General features: G+C 69.0%; 12 protein-coding genes and 1 riboswitch. Of the genes, 10 read left to right on the plus strand and 2 right to left on the minus strand.

The window, feature by feature from the left end:
* Window positions 1–3: 3 nt before the first annotated feature.
* Genes AC07VX_RS09305 through AC07VX_RS09320 form a run of 4 tightly spaced genes read left to right on the plus strand, consistent with a single transcriptional unit; the run spans window position 4 to window position 5,375 of the window.
* Entirely contained in the window at window positions 4–1,158 is a 1,155-nt protein-coding gene (locus AC07VX_RS09305; protein WP_493164424.1) for an efflux RND transporter periplasmic adaptor subunit, read from the plus strand.
* A gap of 1 nt (window position 1,159) precedes the next feature.
* A complete protein-coding gene (locus AC07VX_RS09310; protein WP_493164425.1) occupies window positions 1,160–3,175 on the plus strand; it encodes an ABC transporter permease in 2,016 nt (671 codons plus the stop codon).
* 5 nt (window positions 3,176–3,180) lie between these two features.
* The gene (locus AC07VX_RS09315; protein WP_493164426.1) at window positions 3,181–4,563 is read left to right on the plus strand and encodes a TolC family protein; all 1,383 of its coding nucleotides are present in this window, start codon (window positions 3,181–3,183) and stop codon (window positions 4,561–4,563) included.
* A 35-nt stretch (window positions 4,564–4,598) separates the two neighbouring features.
* The gene (locus tag AC07VX_RS09320; RefSeq protein ID WP_493164427.1) at window positions 4,599–5,375 is read left to right on the plus strand and encodes a glutaminyl-peptide cyclotransferase; all 777 of its coding nucleotides are present in this window, start codon (window positions 4,599–4,601) and stop codon (window positions 5,373–5,375) included.
* A gap of 9 nt (window positions 5,376–5,384) precedes the next feature.
* Here the strand turns inward: AC07VX_RS09320 and AC07VX_RS09325 are convergent, their stop codons facing one another.
* Together AC07VX_RS09325 and AC07VX_RS09330 are read right to left on the minus strand one after the other, a co-directional pair.
* Window positions 5,385–5,831: a DUF4440 domain-containing protein gene (locus tag AC07VX_RS09325; RefSeq protein WP_493164428.1), complete on the minus strand. Its 447-nt coding sequence runs from the start codon at window positions 5,829–5,831 to the stop codon at window positions 5,385–5,387.
* A 64-nt stretch (window positions 5,832–5,895) separates the two neighbouring features.
* Window positions 5,896–7,074 (minus strand): acyl-CoA dehydrogenase, encoded by a 1,179-nt coding sequence (locus tag AC07VX_RS09330; RefSeq protein ID WP_493164429.1) that lies wholly within the window; start codon window positions 7,072–7,074, stop codon window positions 5,896–5,898.
* A 141-nt stretch (window positions 7,075–7,215) separates the two neighbouring features.
* Here AC07VX_RS09330 and AC07VX_RS09335 point away from each other — a divergent pair, with 141 nt between their 5' ends.
* The 6 genes from AC07VX_RS09335 (at window position 7,216) to kynA (ending at window position 13,089) form a co-directional block, all read left to right on the plus strand.
* Entirely contained in the window at window positions 7,216–8,091 is an 876-nt protein-coding gene (locus AC07VX_RS09335) for a LysR family transcriptional regulator (protein ID WP_493164510.1), read from the plus strand.
* Window positions 8,092–8,182: 91 nt separating this feature from the next.
* A riboswitch (yybP-ykoY riboswitch) is annotated at window positions 8,183–8,364 on the plus strand.
* A gap of 2 nt (window positions 8,365–8,366) precedes the next feature.
* Window positions 8,367–8,945, plus strand: a complete 579-nt coding sequence (locus AC07VX_RS09340) for a TMEM165/GDT1 family protein (protein ID WP_493164430.1) — start codon at window positions 8,367–8,369, stop codon at window positions 8,943–8,945.
* A gap of 210 nt (window positions 8,946–9,155) precedes the next feature.
* On the plus strand, window positions 9,156–10,280 hold the full coding sequence (locus AC07VX_RS09345) for an ABC transporter substrate-binding protein (RefSeq protein ID WP_493164431.1): 1,125 nt from the start codon (window positions 9,156–9,158) through the stop codon (window positions 10,278–10,280).
* Between the two features lie 86 nt (window positions 10,281–10,366).
* Entirely contained in the window at window positions 10,367–11,008 is a 642-nt protein-coding gene (gene kynB, locus AC07VX_RS09350; protein WP_493164432.1) for an arylformamidase, read from the plus strand.
* Window positions 11,005–12,258, plus strand: a complete 1,254-nt coding sequence (kynU, locus tag AC07VX_RS09355) for a kynureninase (protein WP_493164433.1) — start codon at window positions 11,005–11,007, stop codon at window positions 12,256–12,258. Before kynB ends, kynU begins: the two co-directional genes overlap by 4 nt.
* Before the next feature lie 3 nt (window positions 12,259–12,261).
* The gene (gene kynA, locus AC07VX_RS09360; RefSeq protein ID WP_493164434.1) at window positions 12,262–13,089 is read left to right on the plus strand and encodes a tryptophan 2,3-dioxygenase; all 828 of its coding nucleotides are present in this window, start codon (window positions 12,262–12,264) and stop codon (window positions 13,087–13,089) included.
* Window positions 13,090–13,140: the final 51 nt, after the last annotated feature.

The following is a 13,140-nucleotide window of genomic DNA, read 5'->3' on the forward strand; positions in this document are numbered from 1 at the left end:
GACATGAAGAAGGCATCGTTTCTGAGGCGCTGGCGCCTGCGCCTGATCGTCATCGCCCTGCTCGCGGCCGGTGGCGCCGCGTGGTGGTTCACCCGCACGCCGCCCCCGCCGCCCCCGCCGCCCAGCGGCGTCGTGGCGCCGGCGGACATCACCCAGGCCGTACAGGCCGCCGGCGTGCTGCAGGCCAAGACCAAGGTCGACGTCGGCGCCCAGGTCAGCGGCCAGGTCCAGACCATCCACGTCGAGCTGGGCCAGCAGGTCAGGAGGGGCGACCTGCTCGTCAGCCTCGACCCGGAGCTGGCGCGCAGCGACGTGGCGCAGGCCGAGGCCGCCGTGGCCCAGGCGAGTGCCGCCATCGACAGCCGCCGCGTCGATGCCGAGGCCGCCCGCCGCGAGCTCAAGCGCCAGCAGCGCCTGCTGGCTGGCCAGGCCACCTCGGGCAATGAGGCCGAGAAGGCGGAGATCGAGCTGGCCAAGATCGAGGCCGATCTGCGCGGCCAGGCCGCCAACCTCACGCGGCTGCAGGCTGAAGCGGACAAGCGCAAGGTCAACCTCTCGTACACCCGCATCACGGCGCCCATGAACGGCACCGTCGTCAACCTGCCGGTGCAGGTGGGCCAGACGCTGATCTCGGTGCAGATCACGCCGGTCATCCTGACGCTGGCCGACCTGGACACCATCACCGTGCGCACCAAGGTGCCCGAGGCAGACGTGCAGGCCGTCAAGGTGGGCCAGACGGCGCGCTTCACGACGCTGTCGGGTGAGGGCAAGCGCTACGAGGGCAAGGTGCGCGTCATCCAGCCGGTGCCCGAGCGCGCTGGCAACGCCGTCTTCTACAACGTGCTGTTCGAGGTGGACAACCGCGACCGCGCGCTGTTCAGCGACATGACGGTACAGGTCGACATCGAGACCGGTTCTGCCAGGCAGGTGCTGGCCATGCCCATCGTAGCGCTCGGCGAACGCGGCAAGGACGGCCGCTTCACGGTGACGGTACTGGACGCGGCCAACAAGCAGGCGCCGCGGCAGGTCAAGGTCGGCCTGCAGGACGGCGCCAAGGTGCAGATCCTCGATGGCCTCAAGGCTGGCGAGAAGGTGTTGCTGGCGCCACCCAGCGCTGCCGACGCGGCCTCTGCCCCCGCCAGCGCAGCCAGCAACTGACATGGCTCTGATCGAGCTGAAGGATGTGGCCCGGCACTACCAGCTGGGCGAGATCGACGTGCCTGCCCTGGACGGCGTCAGCCTGTCCATCGAGGCCGGCGAGTTCGTCGCCATCATGGGCCAGTCGGGCTCCGGCAAGAGCACGCTGATGAACGTGCTGGGCTGCCTGGACAACCCGACGCGCGGCAGCTTCCACATCGGCGGGAAGGACGCCGGCACGCTGGGCCCCGACGAGCTCGCCGCCCTGCGCCGCGAGCGCTTCGGATTCATCTTCCAGCGCTACCACCTGCTGCCGCATCTGGACGCACGCGCCAACGCCGCCCTGCCCGCCGTCTACGCGGGCGTCGGCACCGGCCCGCGCGGTGAACGTGCGCGCGCGCTGCTGGAGCGCCTGGGCCTGGGCGAGCGCCTGCACCACCGCCCCAATGAACTCTCGGGCGGCCAGCAGCAGCGCGTGTCCATCGCGCGGGCGCTGATGAACGGCGGCCAGATCATCCTGGCCGACGAGCCCACCGGCGCGCTGGACTCCGCCTCGGGTGCCGAGATGCTGCGCCTGCTGCGCGAACTGAACGAGCGCGGCCACACCATCATCCTGGTCACGCACGACGCCGCCGTCGCCGCCCACGCTCGCCGCGTCATCGAGCTCAAGGACGGCAAGGTGGTGGCCGACAACGGCACGCCGGCCGGCCATGTGGCGCCGACCGAACTGCCCAGCGATGCGCCGCCGGTCAAGGAAGGCGGCCGCCTACGCCGCATCCAGGTGCAGTGGCGCGAGGCTGTCGCCACCGCCCTGCTCGCCCTCCGGGGAAACCGGCTGCGCACGGCGCTGTCCATGCTCGGCATCAGCATCGGCATCGCGTCGGTCGTCAGCATCGTGGCGCTGACGACCGCGGCAAGAGCCTCCATCGAGACCGACCTCAGCAGCCTGATCTCGGGCCGCATCCCGGTCTGGCGCGGCAATCCCGGCCTGCCGCCAGGCGCCGTGCCCCAGCCCTTCCGGCCGCACGAGATCGACTCGCTGCGCGCGCTCAAGGGTGTCAGGGGCGTCACGCTGAATCGCCAGATGCAGCTCACCGCACGACACCAGTCGCGCGACGCGATGCTGGAGGCCGTCGGCGGCGATCCCAACACGCTGAAGGCACGCAAGCTCAAGATCGTGCAGGGCCGCTACCTGAACGCCATGGACTTCGAATCGCGCAGCCAGGTCGTGGTGCTGGACGAGAAGGCGCGCGACGCGCTGTTCAAGAAGAATGAGTCGCCCATCGGCCAGCTCGTCTTCGTCAACCCCGGCATGGCACCGCCCGATGCCCAGGCCGCGCTGCCCGGTGCCCCGCCGCCACCCACGGCCGCCCTGCCCTTCACGGTCGTCGGCGTCGTCGCACCCGAAGGCGGCGCCTTCAGCTTCGGCAGCTGGCTGGGCCAACTCTACCTGCCCCACACCACGTTCTCCCGCAAGCTCGACGCCCGCCCCGACGTCGACAACTTCGACGTGCTGCTGGACCTGAGCGTGCCGCCCCAGCAGGTGCGCGAGCAGATCATCCACCGCTTGAAGGCCCTGCACGGCCGCGAGGACTTCGGCACCTGGAACGGCGAGGAGGAGTTCCGCAAGTTCCAGAGCGTGACGAGCGCGATGGCGGCGCTGTTCGCCGGCGTCGCGGCCATCTCGCTGCTGGTGGGCGGCGTGGGCGTCATGAACATCATGCTGGTGTCGGTGTCCGAGCGCACCCGCGAGATCGGCATCCGCATGGCCGTCGGCGCGCGCCAAGGCGACGTGAGGCTGCAGTTCCTCATCGAAGCCGTCGTGCTGTGCTGCCTGGGCGGCCTGGTCGGCGTGGCCCTGAGCTGGCTGGCCGCGCAGGGCGTCAACGCGGCCCAGCAGCACCTGCACGTGGACATCAGCTGGGCGGCCCTGGGAGTGGCCTTTGCGGTGTCCAGCGGCGTCGGCCTGGTGTTCGGCACCCTGCCCGCGCGGCGCGCGGCGGCGCTGAGCCCGGTGGATGCCCTGGCCCGGGAGTGAGAATCATGAAGAACCTGACCTTGACCGCCCTGGCCACGCTGATGCTCGCTGGCTGCGCCCTCGGCCCCGCAGTGAAAGCGCCGGAAGTTGCCGCTCCGACAGCCTGGAGCCTGAGCAACGGCACCATCGCGCCCGACTGGGCCGGCCTGCTCGACCCCACGCTCGCCGCCCTGCAGGTCCGCGCGCTGGAAGCCAACCGCGATATCGCGCTGGCCGCGCTGCGCTGGAAGCAGGCGCAGCTGCTGGCCGAGCAGAGCGCGCTGCGTTGGACGCCCAGCGCCAGCGTCTCGGCCAACGCCAGCCGCCCGGTCGAGACGCAGAGCAGCACCCGCAACGTCGACATCGGCGGCGTGACGGTGCCGGTGACGACCTCCACCGGCTGGAGCCGCAGCTATGGCGCGTCCCTCGGCGTGGGCTACGAACTCGACCTGTGGGACCGCCTGGCCCAGACCACCGCCGCCCAGCAGGCCCAGGCCGAGGCTGCGCGCACCGACATCGCCGCCGCCCGCCTCTCCATACGCAGCCAGGTGGCCGAGGCCTACTGGACGCTGGCCGCCCTGCGAGCGCAACGGCCGTTGGCCGAGGCCCAGCTCGGGCTGACCCGCGAGACGCTGGAGCTGACGCGCCAGCGCGTGCGCGAAGGCAAGCTGCTGCCCATCGAGCTCGACAAGATTGCCGTCAACGTGCAGGCCGCCGAAACCCGCCTGGCCGACCTCGCCGCCGACGCCCAGCTGCAGCGCCAGATCCTGGCCCTGCTGCTGGACGAGCCCCTGCCGGGGCTATCTCCCGAAGCGGCCCTGCCCGCCGGCGAGCCGCCGCGCTGGCGCCTGGCCCCGCCCACCGAGGTGCTGGCCCGGCGACCCGACGTGCAGCGCGCCCGCCTGGGCGTGGATGCCTCGCTGGCCCGGCTGCGCGTCAGCGAGGCCGACCGCTACCCGCGCCTATCCTTCTCCGCCGGCCTGAGCACCGGTGGCACGCGCGCCAGCGACTGGCTGTCGCAGCCGCTGGCCTCGTTCGCCGCCAACCTCGTCGTGCCCATGATCGACTGGCAGCGCCTGGCCCTGCAGCGCGACGGCGCCCGCACCGAGCTCGACACCGCGGCGTTGACGCTGCGCGACACCGTGGAGCGCGCGCTGGCCGACATCGAGACCCAGCGCATCGAGGCCGAGCGTGCGGCGCAGCAGTTCCAGGCCAATGCCGGCCGGCTGCGCGAGGCCACCGAGAACGAGCGTCTGGCCGCGCTGCGCTACGAGGTCGGCGCCATCGCCCGTGCCGACTGGTTGCAGACCCGCAGCGCCGTGCTCGATGCCGAGCAGACGCGCATCCGGCTGCACCTGTCGCAGTGGCTGCGCCAGGCGGCGCTGTTCAAGTCGCTGGGAGGTGCCTGAAAGGTTCGCGCCGCGCCTTGATTTACGCTGGCGGCATGAATCCGCATTTCGATCTGCGCCGGCGCGCGATGCTGGCCGCGCTGGCTGGCGCCGTGGCGGCGCCCGTGGCCTCGGCCACCACGCCTGTTCAGGGCTACAAGGTCGTCAAGACCTACCCGCACGACCCCGGCGCCTTCACGCAAGGCCTGTTCTTCCATGACGGTTTTCTGTTCGAGGGCACCGGCCTGCACGGACGCTCCACCATCCGCAAGGTGGAGCTCGAGACCGGCAAGATCGTGCAGGCCGTCGAGCTGCCGGGCGAGTTCTTCGGCGAGGGCATCACGCAGTGGGGCGACCGCCTCATCGGCATCACCTGGCAGGAACAGACGGCGTTCGTGCTGGACCTGAAGACCTTCAAGCTCTGGCGCAAGTTCAACTACGCCGGGGAGGGGTGGGGCATCACGCACAATGAGCGTGAGCTCATCATGAGCGACGGCACGCCCGAGCTGCGCTTCCTGGACCCGCTCACGTTCAAAGAGCTGCGCCGCGTGCGCGTGACGGCCGACGGCCGGCCGGTAGACCAGATCAACGAGCTGGAATGGGTGGAAGGCGAGGTCTGGGCCAACATCTGGCACACCGACCGCATCGCCCGCATCGACGCAAAGACCGGCCGCGTGCTCGGCTGGATCGACCTCAGCGGCCTGCTGCCCCAGCGCAGCGGCAGCGACGACGTGCTCAACGGCATTGCCTACGACGCCAAGGCCAAGCGGCTGTTTGTCACCGGCAAACTGTGGCCGAAGCTGTTTGAGATCCAGCTGACGAAACCGCGCTGACGTCGATTCTCAGGTCCCGAAGTCGAACACGATCTCCCAGCCGCCAGCGGACTTGCGCCGCCAGGTGGACTGGAAGCGGCCGATCAGCTTGCCCTCAGGGTCGTGCACCGGTCCGGTCGTGCGGGCCAGATCGCCGCTGGGCAACACCAGGGCCAGGTCCGGGCCCCAGCTGAACGGCGGCCTGGCTGCCGTCAGAAAGCCGTTCCAGGCCCGCATGACGGCGTCCGGCCCGTGCAGCGGCTCCTTGCCCATCCAGATGGTGTCCACCGCCAGGTAGCTGCGGAAGGCCGCGAGATCACGGGCCGCAAATGCGGCGGCGAAAGCGGTCTCTGTGGCCGACACCTCGGCCACGCGCCGAGCGATCTCGGCCGCCGACGGCCACCCCGGCTCAGCGGCAGCGGAAGCGCCTGCGGGCAACGCGGCAGCAGCCAGCAAGGCATGGCGGCGGGTGGTCATCGGCGGTCTCCTGGGCTGTGAGACCGCAAGCATGCCTCGCGCCGCCGTTCCCTGTCTCAAGTCATCAGAACGCGGCGATGCCCGTCTGCGCCCGGCCCAGGATCAGTGCATGGATGTCGTGCGTGCCCTCGTAGGTGTTCACCACTTCGAGGTTCACCAGATGGCGGGCGATGCCGAACTCGTCGCTGATGCCATTGCCGCCGAGCATGTCGCGCGCCATGCGGGCGATGTCCAGGCTCTTGCCGCAGCTGTTGCGCTTCATGATGGACGTGATCTCCACGGCCGCCGTACCTTCGTCCTTCATGCGGCCCAGGCGCAGGCAGCCCTGCAGGCCCAGCGTGATCTCGGTCTGCATGTCGGCCAGCTTCTTCTGCACCAGCTGGTTGGCTGCCAGCGGCTTGCCGAACTGCTTGCGGTCCAGCGTGTACTGGCGGGCCGTGTGCCAGCAGTCCTCGGCAGCGCCCAGCGCGCCCCAGGCAATGCCGTAGCGGGCGCTGTTCAGACAGGTGAACGGGCCTTTGAGGCCACGCACCTCGGGGAAGGCGTTCTCCTCGGGGCAGAACACCTTGTCCATGACGATCTCGCCGGTGATGGAGGCACGCAGGCCCACCTTGCCGTGGATGGCCGGGGCGCTCAGGCCCTTGGCGCCCTTCTCGAGCACGAAGCCGCGGATCTGGCCGCCGTCGTCCTTGGCCCAGACGACGAAGACGTCGGCGATGGGACTGTTGGTGATCCACATCTTGCTGCCCGTCAGCTCGTAGCCACCGTCCACCTTGCGGGCGCGGGTGATCATGGAGCCGGGGTCGGAGCCGTGGTTGGGCTCGGTCAGGCCGAAGCAACCGATCCATTCGCCGCTGGCCAGCTTGGGCAGGTATTTGCGTTTGGTCGCCTCGTTGCCGAACTCGTTGATGGGCACCATGACGAGGGAGGACTGAACGCTCATCATCGAGCGGTAGCCCGAATCCACACGCTCCACCTCGCGGGCGATCAGGCCGTAGGACACGTAGTTGAGGCCGGCGCCGCCGTACTCGGTCGGGATGGTGGGGCCCAGCAGGCCCAGTTCGCCCATCTCGCGGAAGATGCTCGCGTCGGTCTTCTCGTTGCGGAAGGCCTCCAGCACGCGCGGACGCAGCCGGTCGCTGCAATAAGCCGCGGCAGCGTCGCGCACCATGCGCTCGTCGTCGCTGAGCTGCTCGTTCAGCAGCAGGGGGTCGTCCCAGTGAAAGCTTGCCTTGGGGGCCATGGTCTGTCCTTTGTGATGGGTTGCCTAGCCATGGGGGCCGGGCGCAGTGCGCCCAGTATTCCCCTGAGCTCGATTCGTGTCCAATTCAAGAAACGACTTCGACGATTCGCAATGCCTATCGAGAATGCCTCCCGCTCGATGATGGAGTTCCGCCACCTGCGCTACTTCCTCGCGCTGGCCGAGGAACTGCACTATGGCCGCGCTGCCCAGCGGCTGGCCATCTCACAGCCGCCGCTGTCGGTGGCCATCCAGCAGCTGGAGGCCAGTGTCGGCGCGCGCCTGTTCGACCGCGACAGCAAGGGCGTGCGCCTAACGCCCGCGGGCCAGGCCTTCCGTGGCAGCGCCGCCGCCCTGCTCGACCGTGCGGACGATGCCTGCGCGCTCGCCCGCGAGGTACAGGCCGGCGAGGTGGGGCGGCTGCGGCTGGGCTTCGTCGGCTCCACGCTGTTCAACGGCCTGTCCGCCTGGCTGCAGGCCTTCCAGGCCAGCCACCCCAAGGTCGAAGTCGTCGTCGTGGAGCTGAACTCGCAGGACCAGATCGACGCACTGCTTGCCGAGGAACTGGATCTGGGTCTGGTCCACACCGACCGGCTGCCACCCGCACTCGCCTCCGAGCCGCTGTACAGCGAACCTTTCCTCGCTTGTCTGCCGGCCAGCCACCCGCTGGCCGAAATGGTCGAGATCCCATTGGCTGCGCTGAGCGACCAACCTTTCATCCTCTTCTCCCGCAAGGGCTCGCCCGACTACCACGCCCGCATCGTCGAGATCTGCCGCCAGCACGGCTTCTACCCACGGCTGCAGCACGAGGGGCGGCACTGGCTGTCGGTCGTCTCGCTGGTGGCCCAAGGCCTCGGCGTGTCCATCGTGCCGGCGGCCTTCCAGCGCGCGGGCGTGCAGGGGGCGGTGTTCAGGCCACTGGCCGAAAGCATCGAGGGCTCGGCCGTGTTCGCGGCCTGGCGGATCAACAGTGACGGGGTGCTGCGCAGGAAGTTTCTTGCAGTACGGCAAGAGCGCTGAGCAAGGCCTCGCCACGGCAAGCCATTGCGGTGCCGCGTGGCAGCCGACTGTTCGACGCGGACAGTCCGGGCGTCCCTCGGGCGCCTGCGGGCATAATGGCGGTGTCACTGGGGAGTAGCCGCTCTTCGCCCGAAGAGGCTTACGTCAACACACTTGGCCCGCAGGCCATGGCGTAAGCGGTTTCTTGGCTTGGCAAGACCTTTGACCACATCGCCTCCGCACTGGCCGGGGAAGCGATGTGGTCATTCGTCTTTGAACCGGCCAGGGAATATTTCATGGAAGCTCTCTTCGTCTCAACTGGCGTCGTCGCCCTTGCCGAGATCGGCGACAAGACACAACTCCTCGCCTTCATCCTCGCCGCACGGTTCAAGAAGCCCTGGCCGATCGTTGCCGGCATCCTGTGCGCGACCATCGTCAATCACGGCCTCGCCGGCGCCCTGGGAGCCTGGATCACGTCGGCGGTGAATCCAGGCGTGCTTCGCTGGGTCTTGGGCACATCGTTCATCGGCATGGCCATCTGGACGCTGATTCCCGACAAGATCGAGGAGGAGGAAACCCAGGTCGCGAAGCGCTTCGGCGTCTTCGGCGCGACGCTGCTGACCTTCTTCCTCGCAGAGATGGGGGACAAGACGCAGATCGCCACGGTGGCCATGGCTGCGCACTACGCCACGCCGTTGTGGGTGGTCATCGGGACCACGCTGGGCATGCTGCTGGCTGACGTGCCCGCCGTGTTCGTGGGAGACAAGCTGGCCAACAAGATCCCGATGCGGCTGGTTCACACCATCGCCGCAGCGATCTTCGCCGTGCTGGGCGTGGCGACACTGCTGGGGGCGGGATCCGGATTCGGCTTCTGAGCCGATGTTCGTGGCGCCTGCAGGGCCAGGTGTCCGAGGCGCCTGCGGACAGCAGGGGTCATTGGCCGTGGGCGGGCTGCGCGAGTAGGTACTGTCCACATCGGGACAATGGATTTCCTGCCCGCGCCACGTGCTTGAATTGCACTCCCGCGAGCAGGCCGCCCCGAGCATCAAGAGCCGCCGCACCCAGGGGCCTCTTGGAGACAGAACATGAAGACCTCACTGCGGCGGCTCGCTGGCCGCTTCACCTGGCTCGCCGCCACGGTGGCGTTCGCAGCCGCCACCGCACACGCCCAGATCAGCATCGGCCAGACCGCCGGCCACACCGGTACCGTCGCGGCCAGCGTCAAGGAGGCGACGTCCGGCGCCAAGATCTACTTCGACATCGTGAACGCCGCAGGCGGCGTCAACGGCCAGAAGATCACGCTGGTGTCGCTGGACGACAAGTTCGACCCCAAGCTGGCCGTGGCCAATGCCAATGCGCTGATCGACCAGGGCGTGCTCGCGCTGTTCCTCAACCGCGGCACACCGCACACGCAGGCCATCATGCCGCTGCTCACCGAGCACAAGATCCCGCTGGTGGCGCCGTCGACGGGTGCCATGGTGCTGCACAAGCCCGTGCACCCCTGGCTGTTCAACGTGCGCGCCACTTACCAGCGCGAGGCGGAGCGGGCCATCGAGCACCTGAGCCTGATCGGCATGGAGCGCATCGCCATCGTGCAGGTGGACGACAGCTTCGGTGAAGACGCCGTGACCGGCGCCATGCACGGGCTGGCCAAGGTGAACAAGACCGCCGTGGCCCACGAGAAGTACGACCGCGCCAAGCCCGATTTCGCGCCCATCGTGCCCAAGCTGCTGGCCAGGCAGCCGCAGGCCGTGCTGTTCATCGGCTCGGGCACGGCCGTCGTACAGGGCATGAAGGCCGTGCGGGCGGCAGGCTCCTCGGCGCAGCTGGTGACGCTGTCGAACAATGCCTCGGCCGGCTTCATCAAGGAACTGGGCGACGTTGCCTACGGCGTCATCGTCAGCCAGGTGTTCCCCTACGAGCGCTCGATCGCCAAGCCCATCATCAAGGAGGCGCTGGAGGCCGCGCAGAAGGCCGGTGTGGAACTCACGCCCATCGTTGTTGAAGGCTATGTGTCGGCCAAGGTGCTGGTGGAGGGCCTGAAGCGCGCCGGCAAGCAGCCCACGCGGGACAGCCTGCGCAAGGCGCTGGAGGGAATGAGCCGCTTCGACGTGGGTGGCATCGAGCTGGGCTACAGCCCGACTGACCACAGCGGGCTGGACTACGTCGATCTGGCCATCGTGGACCAGTCGGGCAAGTTCCGGCGCTAGCACCCGGGAGGCATGGCGCCGGTTGACAGGGAGTTGGAATTAACCGACACCACGATCAACCCGGCAACGCTATGGTGCCGCCCGCCATGCCTTCCTCGCCTTTTCCCCGCCTCTGGGACATCTCTCCCACCGTCGCCCCCGACGCTCCCATCTTCCCGGGCGACGAGCCCTACCGCCTGCGCTGGACGGCGCAGCTGTCGCCCGGCTGCCCCGTCAACCTCAGCGCCATCACGATGTCGCCCCACGTGGGCGCGCATGCGGATGCGCCGCTGCATTACGCCAACGACGCGCCCGCCATCGCCGAGGTGCCGCTGGACACCTACCTCGGCCGCTGCCGCGTCATCCACGCCATCGGCGCGGCACCGTTGATCACGGTCGAGCATCTTCAACACGCTGAACACGACCTGCCGCCCCGCGTGCTGGTGCGCTGCTGCGAGCGGGCCGACACCGTGTGGAACCCCGCCTTCACCGCCTACGCCCCCGAGGCCGTCGAATGGCTGGCTGCGCGCGGCGTGCGGCTCATCGGCATCGACACGCCCAGCGTGGACCCGGCCGACTCCAAGCTGCTGGACAGCCACCAGCAACTGCGCCGTCATGACCTGCGCGTGCTGGAAAACCTCGTGCTCGACGAGGTGCCCGCCGGCGACTATGAATTGATCGCTCTGCCACTCAAACTCCAAGGCGCCTGTGCATCGCCCGTGCGCGCCATCCTGAGGGAACTTCCATGAACATCGAAGACGCGAAGCGGCTTGACGCCGCCGACCCCCTGCGCTCGCTGCGCGAGCTGTTCACGCTGCCTGAGGGCATCACCTATCTGGACGGCAACTCCCTCGGCGCCCTGCCCCGCGCCACGCCGGCGCGCATCCAGCGCGCGGTGGAGCAGGAGTGGGGCCAGGGCCTCATCAAGAGCTGGAATGCGGCCGGCTGGATCGACCTGCCGCGCCGGCTGGGCGACCGGCTGGCGCCCTGGCTGGGTGCGCGCCCGGGCGAGGTGCTGGTGGCGGACTCCACCTCCGTCAACCTCTACAAGGTGCTGCACGCGGCGCTGCAGCTGCAGCAGGGCAAGCGCAAGATTGTGGTGAGCGAGCGCAGCAATTTCCCGACCGACAACTACATCGCCCAGAGCGTGGTGCGGGCCCATGGCGGCGAGCTGATCCTGACGGAGTCGCCCGAGGACATCCCGCCGCTGCTGGACGATCGCTGCGCCGTTCTGATGCTGACGCACGTGAACTACCGCAGCGGCCGCATGCACGACATGGCGCTGCTGACGCGCTGGGCCCACCAGGCGGGCGCCCTGGCCGTGTGGGACCTGGCGCACAGCGCCGGCGCCGTGCCCATCGACCTGCTGGGCAGCGCGGCGGACTTCGCCATCGGCTGCGGCTACAAATACCTGAACGGCGGCCCCGGTGCGCCGGCCTTCGTGTGGATGCACCCGCGCCACGAGGGCCAGGTGTGGCAGCCGCTGACGGGCTGGCTGGGACACGCCAACCCCTTCGACTTCGACAGCGAGTACCAGCCCGCGCCGGGCATCCAGCAGTACCAGTGCGGCACGCCCGCGGTGCTCGCCATGACCGGCCTGGACACGGCGCTGGACGTGTTCGACGCGGCGCAGAAGCTCGGCGGCATCAAGGCGCTGCGCAACAAGTCGCTTGCACTGACCGAGGCCTTCATCGACAAGGTGGAGGCCCGCGTGGACGGCGCCGTCATCGCCACGCCGCGCGACGCGGCGATGCGCGGCTCGCAGGTCTCGTTCTCGCTGCCCAAGGGCGTCGATGGCTACGCGGTCATGCAGGCGCTGATCGCCCAGGGCGTCATCGGCGACTTCCGTGCCGGCACGCCCGAGCTGCTGCGCTTCGGCTTTGCGCCGCTCTACAACGGCTTCACCGACGTGGCGAGGGCCGTGGACGTGCTCGTGGACATCCTCGACAAGAAGAGCTGGGACGCCCCCCAGTTCACCAGCCGCTCGAAGGTGACCTGACCCATGGCGACCCTCGAACACCACGGCGCCCAGCTCGATTTCTCCAGGGACATGAGCTACGGGGACTATCTCCAGCTTGACGCCATCCTCAACGCCCAGACTCCGCTCTCGCCCGACCACAACGAGATGCTCTTCATCGTGCAGCACCAGACCTCGGAGCTGTGGATGAAGCTGATGCTGCACGAACTGCACGCGGCCGTCGCCAACGTGGCCGTCGACCGCCTGCCCGAGGCCTTCAAGATGCTGGCGCGGGTCTCGCGCATCATGGAGCAGCTGGTGCACGCCTGGGACGTGCTGGCCACGATGACGCCGCCCGAGTACAGCGCCATCCGGCCTTATCTGGCCAGGAGCAGCGGCTTTCAGAGCGCGCAGTACCGGCGCATCGAGTTCATGCTGGGCAACAAGAACGCCGCCATGCTCAAGCCCCACGAACACCGGCCCGATCTGCTGGCCCAGGTGCGCGAGGCCTACGAGGCCCCGTCGCTCTACGACGAGGCGCTCAAGCTGATGGCCCGCCGCGGCATCCCCGTGCCGGCCGCGAGCCTGGACCGCGACTGGACCCAGCCGCACGGCGCCGACGAGGGCGTCAAGCAGGCCTGGCTGACCGTGTACCGCGCCCCGCAGGACCACTGGGACCTCTACCAGATGGGCGAGGAGCTGGTGGACCTGGAAGACGCCTTCCGCCTCTGGCGCTTCCGCCACGTGACGACGGTGGAGCGCGTCATCGGCTTCAAGCGCGGCACGGGCGGCACCGGTGGCGTCAGCTATCTGCGCAAGATGCTGGACGTGGTGCTGTTCCCGGAGCTGTGGGCATTGCGAACGGACCTGTGATTCGGCGGCAAACCTAAAATCCCGCCACCGCTTCAGCCCAGACAAGGTCCG

It is taken from the genome of Roseateles sp. GW821-FHT03B02, assembly GCF_059421025.1.

Excerpts from the sequence above, each read along its gene's own strand:
- AC07VX_RS09305 (WP_493164424.1), top strand. The coding sequence starts at position 4 with ATGAAGAAGGCATCGTTTCTGAGGCGCTGGCGCCTGCGCCTGATCGTC.
- AC07VX_RS09310 (WP_493164425.1), top strand. The coding sequence starts at position 1,160 with ATGGCTCTGATCGAGCTGAAGGATGTGGCCCGGCACTACCAGCTGGGC.
- AC07VX_RS09315 (WP_493164426.1), top strand. The coding sequence starts at position 3,181 with ATGAAGAACCTGACCTTGACCGCCCTGGCCACGCTGATGCTCGCTGGC.
- AC07VX_RS09320 (WP_493164427.1), top strand. The coding sequence starts at position 4,599 with ATGAATCCGCATTTCGATCTGCGCCGGCGCGCGATGCTGGCCGCGCTG.
- AC07VX_RS09325 (WP_493164428.1), bottom strand. The coding sequence starts at position 5,831 with ATGACCACCCGCCGCCATGCCTTGCTGGCTGCTGCCGCGTTGCCCGCA.
- AC07VX_RS09330 (WP_493164429.1), bottom strand. The coding sequence starts at position 7,074 with ATGGCCCCCAAGGCAAGCTTTCACTGGGACGACCCCCTGCTGCTGAAC.
- AC07VX_RS09335 (WP_493164510.1), top strand. The coding sequence starts at position 7,216 with ATGGAGTTCCGCCACCTGCGCTACTTCCTCGCGCTGGCCGAGGAACTG.
- AC07VX_RS09340 (WP_493164430.1), top strand. The coding sequence starts at position 8,367 with ATGGAAGCTCTCTTCGTCTCAACTGGCGTCGTCGCCCTTGCCGAGATC.
- AC07VX_RS09345 (WP_493164431.1), top strand. The coding sequence starts at position 9,156 with ATGAAGACCTCACTGCGGCGGCTCGCTGGCCGCTTCACCTGGCTCGCC.
- kynB (WP_493164432.1), top strand. The coding sequence starts at position 10,367 with ATGCCTTCCTCGCCTTTTCCCCGCCTCTGGGACATCTCTCCCACCGTC.
- kynU (WP_493164433.1), top strand. The coding sequence starts at position 11,005 with ATGAACATCGAAGACGCGAAGCGGCTTGACGCCGCCGACCCCCTGCGC.
- kynA (WP_493164434.1), top strand. The coding sequence starts at position 12,262 with ATGGCGACCCTCGAACACCACGGCGCCCAGCTCGATTTCTCCAGGGAC.